Source organism: Gemmatimonadota bacterium (assembly GCA_009692115.1).
In the GTDB taxonomy this organism is placed as follows: domain Bacteria; phylum Gemmatimonadota; class Gemmatimonadetes; order Gemmatimonadales; family GWC2-71-9; genus SHZU01.
The window spans coordinates 30,831-44,955 of the sequence record SHZU01000007.1; the positions used below are offsets into that span (position 1 = coordinate 30,831).

14 protein-coding genes are annotated in these 14,125 nt (G+C 64.6%); 10 read left to right on the plus strand and 4 right to left on the minus strand.

Annotated features, from left to right (window positions below):
- Window positions 1–83 precede the first annotated feature (83 nt).
- The 7 genes from EXR94_09460 (at window position 84) to EXR94_09490 (ending at window position 6,652) form a co-directional block, all read left to right on the plus strand.
- Window positions 84–656, plus strand: a complete 573-nt coding sequence (locus EXR94_09460) for an N-acetyltransferase (protein MSR02945.1) — start codon at window positions 84–86, stop codon at window positions 654–656.
- Entirely contained in the window at window positions 646–1,245 is a 600-nt protein-coding gene (locus tag EXR94_09465; protein ID MSR02946.1) for an NAD-dependent protein deacylase, read from the plus strand. Before EXR94_09460 ends, EXR94_09465 begins: the two co-directional genes overlap by 11 nt.
- 9 nt (window positions 1,246–1,254) lie before the next feature.
- The gene (locus EXR94_09470) at window positions 1,255–3,306 is read left to right on the plus strand and encodes a S9 family peptidase (protein ID MSR02947.1); all 2,052 of its coding nucleotides are present in this window, start codon (window positions 1,255–1,257) and stop codon (window positions 3,304–3,306) included.
- On the plus strand, window positions 3,303–4,244 hold the full coding sequence (locus tag EXR94_09475; protein ID MSR02948.1) for a succinylglutamate desuccinylase: 942 nt from the start codon (window positions 3,303–3,305) through the stop codon (window positions 4,242–4,244). Before EXR94_09470 ends, EXR94_09475 begins: the two co-directional genes overlap by 4 nt.
- A 26-nt stretch (window positions 4,245–4,270) precedes the next feature.
- A complete protein-coding gene (locus EXR94_09480; protein ID MSR02949.1) occupies window positions 4,271–5,140 on the plus strand; it encodes a sulfite exporter TauE/SafE family protein in 870 nt (289 codons plus the stop codon).
- A gap of 183 nt (window positions 5,141–5,323) precedes the next feature.
- Window positions 5,324–5,767: a hypothetical protein gene (locus EXR94_09485; GenBank protein MSR02950.1), complete on the plus strand. Its 444-nt coding sequence runs from the start codon at window positions 5,324–5,326 to the stop codon at window positions 5,765–5,767.
- 105 nt (window positions 5,768–5,872) lie between these two features.
- Complete coding sequence (locus EXR94_09490; GenBank protein ID MSR02951.1) at window positions 5,873–6,652, plus strand: CPBP family intramembrane metalloprotease; 780 nt, start codon at window positions 5,873–5,875, stop codon at window positions 6,650–6,652.
- Window positions 6,653–6,655: 3 nt separating this feature from the next.
- Here EXR94_09490 and EXR94_09495 read toward each other — a convergent pair whose 3' ends face one another.
- Window positions 6,656–7,267: an N-methyl-D-aspartate receptor NMDAR2C subunit gene (locus EXR94_09495; protein ID MSR02952.1), complete on the minus strand. Its 612-nt coding sequence runs from the start codon at window positions 7,265–7,267 to the stop codon at window positions 6,656–6,658.
- Between the two features lie 26 nt (window positions 7,268–7,293).
- Here EXR94_09495 and EXR94_09500 point away from each other — a divergent pair, with 26 nt between their 5' ends.
- Window positions 7,294–7,677: a hypothetical protein gene (locus tag EXR94_09500; protein ID MSR02953.1), complete on the plus strand. Its 384-nt coding sequence runs from the start codon at window positions 7,294–7,296 to the stop codon at window positions 7,675–7,677.
- Here the strand turns inward: EXR94_09500 and EXR94_09505 are convergent.
- From EXR94_09505 to EXR94_09515, 3 genes are read right to left on the minus strand one after another with little or no spacing between them, the layout of a single operon-like run.
- Window positions 7,667–8,326 carry a hypothetical protein gene (locus tag EXR94_09505; GenBank protein ID MSR02954.1) on the minus strand — a complete coding sequence of 220 codons (660 nt, stop codon included), beginning with the start codon at window positions 8,324–8,326 and terminating at the stop codon, window positions 7,667–7,669. The genes EXR94_09500 and EXR94_09505 overlap by 11 nt on opposite strands.
- A gap of 28 nt (window positions 8,327–8,354) precedes the next feature.
- Window positions 8,355–9,695: an MATE family efflux transporter gene (locus EXR94_09510; GenBank protein ID MSR02955.1), complete on the minus strand. Its 1,341-nt coding sequence runs from the start codon at window positions 9,693–9,695 to the stop codon at window positions 8,355–8,357.
- Window positions 9,683–10,249 (minus strand): DUF2239 family protein, encoded by a 567-nt coding sequence (locus tag EXR94_09515; GenBank protein ID MSR02956.1) that lies wholly within the window; start codon window positions 10,247–10,249, stop codon window positions 9,683–9,685. The genes EXR94_09510 and EXR94_09515 overlap by 13 nt, the downstream gene beginning before the upstream one ends.
- A 111-nt stretch (window positions 10,250–10,360) precedes the next feature.
- On the opposite strand from EXR94_09515, the gene EXR94_09520 reads away from it, so the two are divergent.
- Entirely contained in the window at window positions 10,361–11,911 is a 1,551-nt protein-coding gene (locus EXR94_09520; GenBank protein ID MSR02957.1) for a hypothetical protein, read from the plus strand.
- 3 nt (window positions 11,912–11,914) lie between these two features.
- Window positions 11,915–14,095, plus strand: coding sequence for an acylase (locus tag EXR94_09525; protein MSR02958.1), 2,181 nt, complete (start codon window positions 11,915–11,917; stop codon window positions 14,093–14,095).
- Window positions 14,096–14,125: the final 30 nt, after the last annotated feature.

The window sequence follows — 14,125 nt, forward strand, 5'->3', positions numbered from 1 at the left end:
GGTCGGGGGCCGGGGAATGGCCCGCAAGGACTCTTGCGGGCTGGTCCGAGTGAGGACATTGAGGTCACACGAATCCAACCCCGGTGGTTCTCTACGGCGAGCACGTTCAGCTCGAGCCGCTCGACCATCGCCACATCGACGATTTGCTGGACGCCGCGCAAAACGACGACATCTGGCGATACATGCCGGTGCCGCGACCCGCCACGCGGGTTGTTGTGGAGCAATTGATCGACAAAGCCTGGAAGGCCGCCTCCGAAGGCCTCGAGATTCCGTTCACGACCATCGATGATAAATCCGATCGGGCAGTCGGTTCGACGCGGTACCTCGACATTCACCGGTCGGATCGAATCCTGGAGATCGGGTGGACCTGGCTCGGCGTCGGTGCCCAACGGACCCCGATCAATACTGAGTGCAAGCTGTTGCTGCTCCGGCATGCTTTTGACCACTTGGGGGCCTTGCGGGTCCAGCTCAAGACCGATGGTCGGAATACCAGGTCGCAGCAGGCCATCGAACGCCTGGGCGCCGTCAAGGAGGGTGTGCTTCGGCGGAACCGGCTGATGTGGGACGGGGTCCGCCGCGACACGGTGTACTCCAGCATCCTGGATGACGAATGGCCCGCCGTGAAGACCCGTCTCGAAGGGTTCCTTGCTCGCTGAAGTTGCCGGGGCGCTCCGTTCGGCAGGGCAGGTCGCGGTACTGACCGGGGCCGGAGTATCGGCGGAAAGCGGGATCCCCACCTTTCGCGACACGATGACCGGTCCCTGGGCCGACTACCGGCCCGAGGACCTCGCCACCCCCCGGGGGGTTCGGCGCAATCCCGATTTGGTCTGGAGCTGGTACCGAATGCGCCGTTCGGCGGCGGCGGCCGCTCGGCCTACCGCCGGCCATCTGGCGCTGGCGGCCTTGGAGCGGCTGGTACCGGGGTGCACGCTCATCACTCAGAATGTCGACGGGCCGCATGCCCGATCTGGGAGCCGGGACGTCGTGGAGCTTCACGGCAATATCGGGCGGGTCAAGTGTTTCGACTGCAGTCGGGTGCCCGAGACATTCGAGGACACCGAGGCGGTTCCCCGGTGCCCGGCATGCGGCGGGATGCTCCGGCCCGATGTCGTGTGGTTCGGTGAGGGCCTGCCGCCGCGAGCGTTGGAGCGGGCCCAGCAGGCCGCGGCGGGTGTGGAGGTGTTTCTCTCGATCGGCACCTCGAATGTGGTCGCGGCGCCGTGGCCCGACCCTCCCTCCGTCTAGATTTCATCGATGACTCAACGCCTCACCCCGCCGGTGGCCCTCCGGGAGCTGCACCCGGTCGTCCTCCATGGCGACACCCTGACGGACGACTATTTCTGGCTCCGCGACCGGGAGCGTCCCGAGGTTCGGGCCTATTTGGAGGCCGAGAACGCCTACACGGAGGCCGTACTTGAGCCGTTCAAGGCGGTCGAGACCAGCCTCTATGACGAAATGCTGGCCCGGATCAAACAGACCGACCTGTCGGTGCCGTACCGGGACACCGGCTACTGGTATTGGAGCCGGACCGAGGAAGGGAAGCAGTACCCGACCTATTGCCGCCGCCGGGACGCCGCGGGAGCACCCGATGAGGTCCTCCTCGACCTGAACCCCATGGCTGTTGGGCATCCGTATCTGAGCGTCGGGCTGATGCAGGTGAGCCCGGACGGCCGGAAGCTCTGCTACTCGACCGATGTGACCGGGGGCCGGGAGTACACCCTCTTCATCAAGGACCTCGACTCCGGGGCGATGGCCGTCAAGCCGGTGCCGCTGGCCGGGTCGGCGGTCTGGGCCGCGGACAGCCGTACCATCCTGTACACGATCGAAGACCACGCCAAACGGGATTATCGGGTCTACCGGATGGCGTTAGGCGAACCCGCCGTGCTCGTCTACGAGGAAACCGATGAGCGGTTCCGGGTGATGGTGACCCGGACGAGGAGCCGCCGATTTTTGCTCCTCTTCTCGGCCAGCCATACCACGACCGAAGCCCAGATCCTCGAGGCAGCGACGCCGGCCGGTTCGTGGCGAGTGGTGGCTCCGCGGATCCAGGATCGAGAATATGATCTCGACCATCACGGCGACCGGTTCTTCATTCGGACCAACGACCGCGGCAAAAACTTTCGGGTCGTGACCGCGCCGGTGGTCGACCCCGCGCCGGCCAACTGGACCGAGGTGCTCCCGCTTCGGGGTGACGTGGTGATCGAGGGCGTCGAGTGTTTTGCGGGGCACTGGGTGGCGTGGGAGCGCCATGACGGCCTGGCCCGGATCCGGGTGGCGGAGGCGACTACCGACCAGGTGCGGTACGTCGAGTTCCCCGAGGTGGTCTACGATGCCGGGCCCGGGATGAACGCCGAATGGGACAGCGATCAGCTCCGCTATCGGTATGAATCGTTCGTGACCGCCTCGTCGGTCTACGATTTCGACATGGTGGATGGGACGTCGGCGCTCCTCAAACGCAAGGACGTCCTGGGTGACTACGACCCGGCCCGATATCAGAGTGAACGGGTGTTTGCGAAGGCCGCCGACGGGACCCGGATCCCGGTGTCACTGGTGTGGCGGACGGATCAGATGGCGGCCGGGCCACGCCCGACCTATCTGACCGGCTACGGCTCCTATGGGATTCCCTATCCGGTATCGTTTACCTCGAACCGGCTTTCACTGCTCGACCGGGGTGTCGTCTTCGCGGTGGCGCACATCCGGGGCGGCGGCGAGATGGGCCGGCCCTGGCATGATGCCGGCAAGATGGCCGCCAAAATGAACACGTTCACCGATTTCATCTCGGCCGCCGATCATCTGGTTGCCATCGGCAAGACGGATCGGTCGCGCCTGGTTATCGAGGGCGGGAGCGCCGGTGGGCTCCTGATCGGTGCGGTGCTCAACCTCCGCCCCGAGGTCTGCGGAGCGGCGGTCCTTCAGGTTCCGTTCGTCGACGTCATCAACACGATGCTCGATGCCTCGCTGCCGCTGACGGTGGGCGAATACGAGGAATGGGGCAATCCCGCCGTCCTGGCCGAGTACCGCTGGATCCGGCCCTATTGTCCCTACACCAACCTGGCGGCCCAGGCCTATCCGGCCATGCTGGTCCGGACCTCGCTCAACGACAGCCAGGTGATGTACTGGGAGCCCGCCAAGTACGTGGCCCGGCTTCGAACCCTGAAGACCGACTCCAATCCGTTGCTGTTGCACACCAATCTGGGCGCCGGGCATTCGGGGGCATCGGGCCGGTACGACCGGCTCCGGGAAATCGCCACCGACTATGTCTTTGTGTTGTGGCGCATGGGTTTGCTCGCCACCCGACACCAATGACCCGCGCCGGGATCAACTACCGGACGCTCCGGTTCGCGGCCCCCGCCCTGGCGGGGCATTCGTGGCAGGCCATCGACATCATCGGCCTCTCGGATGGCCCGACCCTGGCGGTGATGGCGGGGATTCATCCGAACGAGGTGGCCGGGGTCGAGGCGGCGTATCGCTTGGCCGAGCGAATTGATGCCCGCACCCTTCGGGGCACCATCTCCATCATTCCGGTCGTGAACGGACCGGGCTACGGCGAACGAACCGAGTATCTCTGCCCGATCGATGGCAAGAACATCAACTTCTGCTTTCCCGGCCGGCCGGATGGCAGCTTCAGTGAGGCTCTTGCCGATGCGATCCTGTCCAGCTGGGCCAACGCCGCCGTCAGCCTGATCGATCTCCATGGCGGCGATCTCCGGGAAGAGATGTCGCGCTTCGTCGTGTGCCAGGAAACCGGGGATGCGGCGTTCGACGGGCGGAATCTCGAGTTGGCTCGGTCGTTCGGATCCGATTTCCTGGTTCGGATCAATCCGTCGCTCCTTGGCCAGTCCGGGCGGAGTTGTACCGCCCGGGCGGCGCGCCGGGAGTTCGCGGTGTTCGCCGAGGGCGGCTCGCACGGCCTGATGCCAAAATCCGATGTCGAATTCCATCTCGATGGCGTGCTTGGGGTGGCAGCGGACCTCGGGATGCTCGGCGCCCGGGCGATCCCCGTCCACCGCCCAATTGAGCTGACCCAGTATCGGTTTCTCGAGGCCCCCGCCGAGGGCTGGTGCCGGACCCTGGTCCGCGCCGGCGACCCCGTCGAGGCCGGCGCCGCGCTGGCCGAGGTCCGAGATCCGATGGGATTGCCGCGCGCTGTCCTCACGGCCCCGGAATCGGGATACATTCTTTGGCGGGTCTCGCACCCGATCGTGCATGCCGGTGAGGCGATCGTCGGACTGGGCGCTCCGTAAACCTTCACAATCCAGAGGTACTACTCATGCCCGATTCTCGGGTCGTCTACCTGCTCGCGGCGCTGGGCATCTTTGCCGTTGTCTACATCGTCGTTTGGTTCAAAATCGGCAAAGCCCAGTCCGATGACGACCACGGCCCGCCGACCCCGACCCATATCGGGCTCGGGTTCGTCATCAACTTCTTCGACACCTTGGGGATCGGCTCGTACGCGCCGACCACGGCAATGTACCGGCTCCTCAAGCTGGTACCAGACGAACGAATCCCCGGGACCCTGAACGTCGGCCACACGATTCCGACCTTGGTGCAGGCGTTGTTCTTCATCTCCGTGGTCGAGGTGGAATTCACGACCCTTCTGACGTTGATCGTGGCGGCCGTGCTGGGCGCCTGGCTCGGTGCCGGCGTGGTGGCCGGGTGGCCCCGCCGGACCATTCAGATCGGCATGGGCACCGCGCTGTTGGTCGCGGCGCTGTTGTTTACCCTGACGAATCTCGGGATCGTCGTCGGCGGCGGCGATGCGGTTGGACTCACTGGCGGGAAACTGGCGCTGGCCGCGGCCGGCAATTTTGCTCTCGGTGCCTTGATGACCCTGGGAATCGGACTCTATGGTCCGGCCATGATCATGATCGCGGTTCTCGGGATGAACCCGAAGGCCGCCTTTCCGATCATGATGGGATCGTGCGCGTTTCTCATGGTGATGGCTGGGATCCGGTTCATGCGAGCGGGGGCCTATCGCCAGCGGGCGGCGTTAGGTCTGACCCTCGGCGGAATTCCAGCGGTGCTGATTGCCGTGTTGATCGTCAAGTCGCTGCCGCTGACCGCGGTGCGGTGGTTGGTAGCGGTGGTGGTGCTCTACACCGGCGTCACGATGCTCCGCGCCGCCCGGAGCGAACGCTGATCATGGCGTCGTCGATCGGGGTGCCGGAACTCGCCGGGCCCGCCAGCTATGCGGCGGAGGCCCGGGTCGGCTACGGCGTCGACGAAACGGTCCGGCGGCTGCTCCGATACCAGTGGCTCGAGCGGACCCTGATGCGGGCTTTCGTCGCCCACCTCCCAGCCACACCCGAGCGGGAAGTGAAGGGTGGCATGGCCTTGGCCCAATGGCAGTGCGCCGTTAGGCACCGAGCATCGCGGTCCCGGACGGGACAACCGTTCCTGGCCGGAAGAGGCCACCCTGCCGACGGCCCCGGCGCAGGGTTTTCTCCGGTCGGCCGGACCGGTCCCGCCGTTTCAGCTCGACTGGCCCGGGTTCTTCGAGTACGAACTCGGATCCGAGGGCGATGTCGCCCTCACGTTGTGCCGGTCGGTGGGCCAACTCTCCCGGACCGACAATCGCAACCGACTCGGCCATGCCGGTTGGGCCACCGCTACCCCGGCGGCCCAGGAGCCTGGTCGCCATGTGGTTGAGTTCTCGATCGCTCCGGCTCGGGGGTACGTTGGCCCGACCGGCGTCCACCCAATCTGGATTCGCGCCGCCTACCTGTCCGACCCGATCGTTCAAGCTCCGCCTCCTTCACTCCAATGACCTCTTGCCAACCAGGCGAATTGCGGACGAGTTCGGGTTAGCGTACAATGGGTTCGCCGCCCCCCCCGAACGCGCCAAGACTTGATCAAGAACCGAGAAACGCCGGTGTCTGACCAGATTCCACTCAAGCCGATCGGTCCCCTGGGCTCGCTCCTGTATTTCGGCATTCCAGCGGCCATCTTCGCCACCGCCATTCTCGGGCTCCTTCCGGCAATGGTGCGGAATGGCTCGCCGCCGTTTCTCGTCTTTGTCGTCACCTTTGTCGGCCCGCTCGTCCTGATGCTCGTCGCCGCAGTGGCCGCCTACCGGCTCGAGGGCCGGCCCTGGAGTTGGGCGCCGTTTCGTGACCGGCTCCGGCTCCGTTCGATGACCAAGACCGATTGGGCTTGGACGTTGGGTCTGGTGCTGGGTACCTATGCCCTACAATTCGCGATCGGGCCGATCGCCGGCTGGGTCGAGGGAGTCCGGTTCTATGATGCCTCCAAGGAATTCGGCGACTTCATGGGCGGAATGCGCCAGGCGGATTTCGGTTTTGATTTGAAAGGCCGTTGGGATGTCTGGCTGTTCTTCGTGTTCGGGAGCCTGCTCTTCAACATCGGTGGCGAGGAACTGTGGTGGCGGGGGATCATCCTTCCCCGGCAGGAGCTCGTGTTCGGCCGATGGGCGTGGCTCGTCAATGGGCTTTTGTGGAATCTGTTCCATTTCTTCTATCACACGAACTTGGGCAGCGTGGTGGCCTATCTCCCGATGACCCTTCCGCTAGCCTACGTCGCGCAGCGGACCCGGAGCACCTGGCCCGGGATCATTGCCCACTTCATCGGGAATATCGGGCTCCCGATCGGCATCCTCTACCGGGTCCTCGGACTGCCGCTCCCCGGCGGCTAACCTCTATGTGACCACGGCCGCGAGATTCTGGCGGGCCCGCTTCTCAAGCCGGGTGTGGAGCAACGGGGTCTGGTAGATCTCCGGGCGGGCCAAGAACCCCGCGAGCACCGCGGCCCGCCTTCGCCGGAACAGGAATTCCGGTACCCAGGAGTATTCGCTCCGGATCTGGCGCTCATACTGCGCAAAACGGGCCGGCTCCGCGCCCAGAATGGCGAGGTCGATATCGATCAAGATCCCCGTGTCCCCAGGAGGTGGCGCAGCTTGGTGGGTCGTGGCCAGAATCATGGCCGACACCGCCTCGATCAGCGAACCCGGCGCACCGACCACGTCGAGGTCGGTGCTGGCCAGGGCGGCGCTGGCCGCCTCGTTGTCCGAGCGGCGGGGCCAGTACACCGCGTCATGATACCAGAGGGCCAGTTCGATGATCGCCGGCTCATGGGCCATCGAACGGAGTTCGTCGAGCAGCGCCAAACATTCCTCGAGGTGTTGGACCGTGTGATAGGCCCGATGGGACTCCCGATATCGGGCCAGGAGTCGGTCAAATACGGCCGGGGCCGGTTGTGGCAAGCCGAGATCGCGCCAGGTTTGCTGCCAGCGCGGTTCGAGCACGTTCACGGGCGAAAGGTCTTCAAGGAGTGCTCATGAGGGTTGCGGTGGCGACGGCCTTTGCCGGCCTGATGCTGACCGGCTGGTATGCGATCCAGGATCCTACCGGTCCGAGCGGTTCCGCGTTCGTGATGTTCCTGGCCCTGGCCGGAGCGATGGGCATCTTGCTCCTCGTCACGCCGATCAATTTGGTCCGATGGGCAACGGTGACCGGTCGCGGATTCGGGATCAAGCTCCTGCTCGTTGCGGCGGCCGTCGGATTGGTGGGGTTGATCTGGACGTTGGTGGTTTGGGCCACCGATCCGAACTACCCGGAACGGCTGACCCGAGGCCGGGTCTTGTACCTCGCCCACTCGGCGGGCATCTGCCTGCTGAACTACGCCGCGATCCGCCGAGTTCGACCGGTCGCTATCCGGTGACGTCGTCGACGGCAATCCGCCGGTCGATCCAATCCGCCGCTTTCCAGGCCGACCACCGCGCCAACTCCGGATAGAGGTCAGACTCGACGTGAATGAAATCGGCTGATTCCTCCAATGATTCGGTATCCTCCGCCGCCGCATCCCGAAACTCGTCGGTGAAGCTCTCGGTTCGGTCGGCGCCATCGACCGCCGTTGATTCGATCAGTTCGATCAATTCACCGAGCCGGAGCGGGCGCACCGACGACCGGCGGGTCAGCGTGAACACCGTATCGTACTCATCGACCACCCGGTACTTGATGCCGCGAGTGCGCCGGCGAGCCCGGACCGAATAAACGTCCCGGGTAGTTGACTCCAGCACCAGCCGCGCGATCTCGACTTCGCCGGGTAAATAATCCGGAAGGTACTCGCCGCCGAGCCACCGGGGGTCGTTGGCGCCGAGGTTGTTCCGGGTCTCATCATCGAGTTCGGCCTCGAGCAGCTCGGGGTCGAGCTCCCCGAGGTGACCGGTCTGACCGGTGATGAAATCGCGGATCATCTGGCGCCGGAGGTCACCCTTCACATTGAGCAGGATGGCGCTCTCGGCGCTGGCCGGGTCCCAATAACTGGTGGGCCGGAAGGCGAGATCGACGGGTGGCTGGGAAGCGGTCATGGGTGCCGACCCCAATATAGGTCCGCCGCTAGCCGATCGTGAGCCGGTGCCGCAATTCCCGGCGGAGCAGCCCGTAGCTGACGAGGGCCTGGACCGCCGTCGTCGACACCGAGAGAATCCAGAGGTGCCGCAATTCGAATCCCGGGCGGCCCGACATCCAGACCGCCGGGATCGCGAAGATGAACAGGCGGGACGTACTGCTCAGCAACGCCGGCAATGTGTTGCCGAGGGCTTGGAACATGCCCGAGCAGGTAAAGATCAGGCCGGACGCCACGAAGTTCCACGAGACGTACTGAAGAAATTGAGCGCCGACGCCGATGACGGCGGCCTCGTTGGTGAACCCGTGAAAGAACCACTCGGGCTGCCACTGACAGAGCAGGGTCAGCCCGGCCATGATGATCGAGCCCAAGATCATCGAGGCGCGGAAGGTTTCCTTGACGCGCTCGAACTTGCCCGCTCCGAAATTCTGGCCGGCCAATGGCGCGGTGGCGAACGCAATCGCCATAGCAGGGAGGAAGATGGCCTGCATGACGCGCGATCCCAGACCGTAACCGGCCTGGGCTTCGGGCCCGAAATTTCGGATGATCCAGTAGACCACTCCCATGAACACGAACATCAGGGCGAATTCACCACCCGGCGGAAGGCCGATCCGGAGAATCCGCTTCCAGGCCTCGAGCCGGGGCCGGAACATCCCGGCGTCGAAGGCCACGGCCTTCTCGAGCCTGACGAAGTAGAACCACATCAGAGCGACGCCGATGGCGATGGCAATCGAGGTGGCGAGCCCCGCTCCGGCCACGCCGAGGGGAACCCCGGTGAGCCACCCGGCAATCAGGATCGGAGCCAACACGGCGTTGATCAGTACCGTCAGCATTTGGACCACCATGGCCGGCTTGACGATCCCGGTGCCACGAAGCGCGGAGCCCATGGTCACCATGGCGAACTGGAGCGCCAGGCCAGGCAGAAACCAATGGAGGTATTCGGTGCCGGCCGCGGCGGTGGCGGCATTGGCGCCGAGCTCCTTCATGTAGACGCTTGCCAACGCGTACCCACCCACCAGCGTGGCGGCCGCGGCTACCGCGGCCAGGACCAGACTCTGATTGAAGATCAGGTTGGCGTCGGCTCGGTCCTTCCGGCCGATGGCGTGGGCAATCAAGGCCATCGTCCCGACGCCCAGGATCTGGGTCAGCGCCATCACGATGAACTGGACGTTGCCGGCCGCGCTGACGCCGGCGATGACCGCGTCGCCGAGTTGCGAGACGAAGTAGAGATCGACCAGGTAATAGAGCGTCTGAAACAGCATCCCGGCGGCGAGTGGCACCGCGAGGCGGATCAGGTGACCCCAAACCGGGCCTTCGGTCAAGTCGTGCATGGCATGGCCTCCGCCCCAAGCGTCCTCGCGTGGGCTTTGATGTCGTTCGGCCACCGGTCCACGAGTTGCTCGAACCGGGCCCGGTCGCCGGCAAAGAGGGCCCGGAGCGCCTCTTCAAAACCGGGCCGGTCGCCGGCCATGTCGGTCAAGAACCGGCACGCCGATTCGCGGGCTTTCCGAATCCGTTCGGCATCGACCGTGTTCTGGCGGGCCTGGTCGACCAGCTTCCGGAGGGTGACCGAAGCCCCACCGGGTTGGTCGTGGAGCCAGTCCCAATGCCTGGGCAGCAGGGTAACCTCCCGCGGCACCACCCCGAGTTTGGGGCGGCCCGGACTCCGCTTCGGCAGCTCGAGCCGGCTCAGGACGTTGGCGTCGGTACCGCTCAGATCGAGATCGATCGGCGTACTGGTCACTCGGTCGAAGACCAAGATCTCGCCCCGGCTACCCCGGGCCAGGATCTTCTTGACAGCGAGCGCCACGTCGGGCAGCGGCCCATCCGCGACGCAGCGGGGACCCTCGAACGCGATGGCCAGACGGTCGGATAGTAGAGGCATCGGCGGCTATTGTATCCGGGTATTATTGTATTGTCAATAATACCCGGATGTAATGGTGACGGTGGCCTGGGCTCCCCTCGCTTCAATTCGGCGCGGGGCCTATCCTCAGCCATGACTCGAACTCTCAAAGCGATGCTCTTGATCGTCCTCGGCACCCCGGCCGTGATGGTCGAGCAGACCAGGCCAGGCGCCAAACCGCCGCCGGCGCTGATCGCGAGCTTCGATGGCCTCGGGGCCGGCTTCGTCGGTCCCCAAGGGATCTCGACCCAGCGGAACCCTTCTGACAACAGTCTGGCCGTCGGCCCTGATCACGTTATGCAGATCATCAATACTCGGCTCGCGATCTTCACCAAAACCGGCACCCCCCTCTACGGGCCGGTCGAGACCAGGGCCCTCTTCCGACATTTCGGCGGCCCCTGCGAGACCCAGAACAATGGCGACGCGGTGGCTCGCTATGACCAACTCGCCGGCCGCTGGTTGATCGTTATGCCGATTTTTTCAAAGCACCTGCTCCGATCCGCCCCTCAACCCGGCTCAGCCGTACTGCTCGGCACTCAGGACTCGGCCCTCGGCACTCGAATGCCGAGCGCCGAGGGCCGAGTGCCGAGAACGAGCTTCGCGATGTGCTATGCGATCAGTACCGGGACTGATCCGATGGGGCCTTACTATCGGTACGAGTTTCCGCGGGCGCTCTTTCCTGACTATCCGCGGCCGGCGGTCTGGCCGGACGGATACTATGTGCCGACCAGTACCGGCGACGAGGTGATCCAGAAACATGCCTGCGTGGTGGAACGGGCCAAGATGCTGGTCGGTGGCGACGCCAAAGAACAGTGCGTGATCATCGACGGGGTCAATTTCCTCAACAACGCCGATCTTGATGGCCAGGAACTTCCGCCGCCCGGAGCGCCGAATATCATGTTGGCGGCCGGCGGGGCCCAGTTAAACGAGATCATGGAGGACGACGGGGTCTACGCCTGGACTTTCCACGTCGACTGGGAGGACTCGACCAAAACAACAGTGACCGGTCCCACCAAGATTCCGGTCGCCCGGTATCACTACCTCTGCGACGGCCAACTCACCGACTGCGTGCCGCAACCCGGGACCGACCGGCGGCTCGATGCCCAGGGTGATAAACTGATGGCCCGGGTGGTCTATCGCCGGATCGGCAAGCAGGAGTCGATCGTGGCCGTCCACTCGGTCAACACCCGGGCGGGTGGTGGCGGGGTCCGGTGGTACGAGTTTCGCCTGGACGAAGCCCGCAATGTGGGTCTCTATCAGCAAGGAACCTATGCGCCGGACCGGTTCTATCGCTGGATGGCGAGTCCGGCCATGGACCGAAAGGGCAACATCGGGATCGGATATTCGTTCGGCGGGACGCCCCACTTTGCCGGCCAGCGGTTTGCGGGGCGGATGGCCAATGATCCAAAGGGGCGTCTGACTCTGCGAGAGACCGTGCTGGCGACCGGCCAAGCCGCGCAAACCACCACCATGCGATGGGAAGACTACACGCAGACGGCCATGGACCCGGCCGACGACTGCACGATATGGTACGTCGGCGACTACCTCAAGAGGGACAGCGCCAACTATTCGACGCGGATCGGTGCCTTCCGGATGCCGCAGTGCCAGGCCCCGGGCTTACGCGGGGGCCCGAGACAGCGGTAACGTATGGCGATGAAAACACGCTTGCTGTGCCTGGCCCTCCTCGTCGCCTGCTCCCCCGCCGCACCGGCGAATCCCGACCTGGGCCGGTGGGAGGCCCGCGCCAAGAACGTGACGATCATTCGGGATAACTGGGGGATTCCCCACGTCTACGGCAAGACCGATGCGGATGCGGTGTTCGGCCTGTTGTATGCCCAATCGGAAGACGACTTCAATCGGGTCGAAACCAACTACATCGTGGCGACGGGGCGGCTGGCCGAGGTGGCAGGCCCCTCCGCGCTATTCTCCGATCTTCGGATGCGGTTGTTCATCGACACGCTCGAGGTCAAGAAGGAATACGAGAAGAGCCCCGGGTGGCTCAAGGCCTTGATGGATGCCTTTGCCGACGGCATCAACTACTACCTCTACACCCACCCGGCGGTGAAGCCCAAGTTGCTGACCCGGTTTGAACCGTGGATGGCCCTGGCGTTCAGCGAAGGCAGTATCGGTGGCGACATCGAGAGCATTTCACTCCCCGGATTGGAAGCGTTCTATGGCGGGACGGCGCCGATGCCGGTTGCCGCCGTGGAGCCGGGGGAGGACCTCGAGCCGCGCGGGTCGAACGGCTTTGCGATCGCCCCGGCCAACAGCGCCACGGGTCATGCCCTGCTGATGATCAATCCCCACACCTCGTTCTATTTCCGGCCCGAAGTCCAGATGGTGAGCGAAGCGGGTCTCCACGCCTACGGCGCGGTTACCTGGGGCCAGTTCTTCATCTACCAGGGTTTCAACGAGCACAGCGGCTGGATGCACACCTCGAGCGCCGCCGACGTCATCGACGAATATGCTGAAACCGTGGTCCGGGGCGATAGAGCTACCGGCTATCGGTACGGTACCGAGGTGCGCCCGTTTACCGAGAAGAAGATCCGGCTGGCATACCGGGACGGCGATTCCACCGCCGTGCGGGAGTTCACGGCCTATTTCAGTCACCACGGGCCGGTGATTCGGGAAGAAAGCGGAAAGTGGATCAGCGTCACGTTGATGGTCGAGCACGAAAAAGCGTTGGTGCAGTCGTTCCTCCGGACCAAAGCCCGTGGGTATGACGAGTTCAAGACCGTCATGGAGCTCAAAACCAATTCCTCGAACAATACGGTGTTTGCCGATGGGGCGGGCACCATCGCCTACTTCCACGGCAACTTCATGCCGAAGCGCGATCCCAAGTTCAACTGGGCCGGCGTGGTGGATGGCAGCGATCCCGCCACCGAGTGGCAGGGGCTCCACACCTTCGACGAGATGATCCAGGTGCGGAATCCAGCCACCGGGTGGATTCAGAACTGCAACTCGACGCCGTTCACGGTCTCGGGTTCGGCCAGCCCCAGGCGAAAGGACTATCCGTCCTACATGGCGCCCGACGAGGAGAACGCCCGCGGCGTTCACGCGGTCCGGGTGCTGGAGAACCGGAAGGGCTTTACGGTCGAGTCGCTGATCGAGGCGGCGTACGATTCGTACCTTACCGGGTTCGAGCCGATCTTGCCGGGGTTGTTCAAGGCCTATGACCAGCTGGCGTCGTCGTCACCCCTCAAAGCCCAGCTCAAGGAGCCGATCGATTCCCTGCGGTCCTGGAATCTCCGGTTCTCAGTGGCCTCGGTGCCAACGGCGGTGGCGGTATATTGGGGGCAGGAAATGGTCCGGGTGGCCCGGGCTGCCGACGACACGGAAGCTGGATCGGTGTTCGACTACATCGCGAAGAAAGCCTCGGCCGCCGCGCGTCTCGACGCGTTAGTCACGGCGGTGACGAAGCTGGAGGCGGACTTCGGCACCTGGAAGACCGGGTGGGGCGAGGTGAACCGGTTCCAGCGGGTATCGGGCGACATCGTGCAGCCGTTCAACGATTCGTTGCCCAGCTTGCCGGTGGGGTTCGCGTCGGCCCAGTGGGGGTCGTTGGCGTCGTTCGGCAGCCGGTTCTACGGAACCAAGAAGATGTACGGGACCAGCGGCAACAGTTTCGTCGCCGCCGTCGAGTTCGGGCCCCGGGTCCGGGCCAAGAGTGTCTTGGCCGGCGGAGTGAGTGGCGACCCCACGTCGCCCCATTTCTACGACCAGGCCAAGATGTACTCCCAAGGCCAATTCAAGGACGTTCTGTTCTACCGCGAAGACGTCGAGAAACACGCCGAGCGAACCTATCAACCCGGATCCAAAACCAGGTAGAACGTTGCTCGACGTCCCACCGGCCCCGGA

Coding starts and splice junctions, on each gene's coding strand:
- EXR94_09470 (MSR02947.1), top strand. CDS start 1,255: ATGACTCAACGCCTCACCCCGCCGGTGGCCCTCCGGGAGCTGCACCCG.
- EXR94_09475 (MSR02948.1), top strand. CDS start 3,303: ATGACCCGCGCCGGGATCAACTACCGGACGCTCCGGTTCGCGGCCCCC.
- EXR94_09480 (MSR02949.1), top strand. CDS start 4,271: ATGCCCGATTCTCGGGTCGTCTACCTGCTCGCGGCGCTGGGCATCTTT.
- EXR94_09500 (MSR02953.1), top strand. CDS start 7,294: ATGAGGGTTGCGGTGGCGACGGCCTTTGCCGGCCTGATGCTGACCGGC.
- EXR94_09505 (MSR02954.1), bottom strand. CDS start 8,326: ATGACCGCTTCCCAGCCACCCGTCGATCTCGCCTTCCGGCCCACCAGT.
- EXR94_09510 (MSR02955.1), bottom strand. CDS start 9,695: ATGCACGACTTGACCGAAGGCCCGGTTTGGGGTCACCTGATCCGCCTC.
- EXR94_09515 (MSR02956.1), bottom strand. CDS start 10,249: ATGCCTCTACTATCCGACCGTCTGGCCATCGCGTTCGAGGGTCCCCGC.
- EXR94_09520 (MSR02957.1), top strand. CDS start 10,361: ATGACTCGAACTCTCAAAGCGATGCTCTTGATCGTCCTCGGCACCCCG.
- EXR94_09525 (MSR02958.1), top strand. CDS start 11,915: ATGGCGATGAAAACACGCTTGCTGTGCCTGGCCCTCCTCGTCGCCTGC.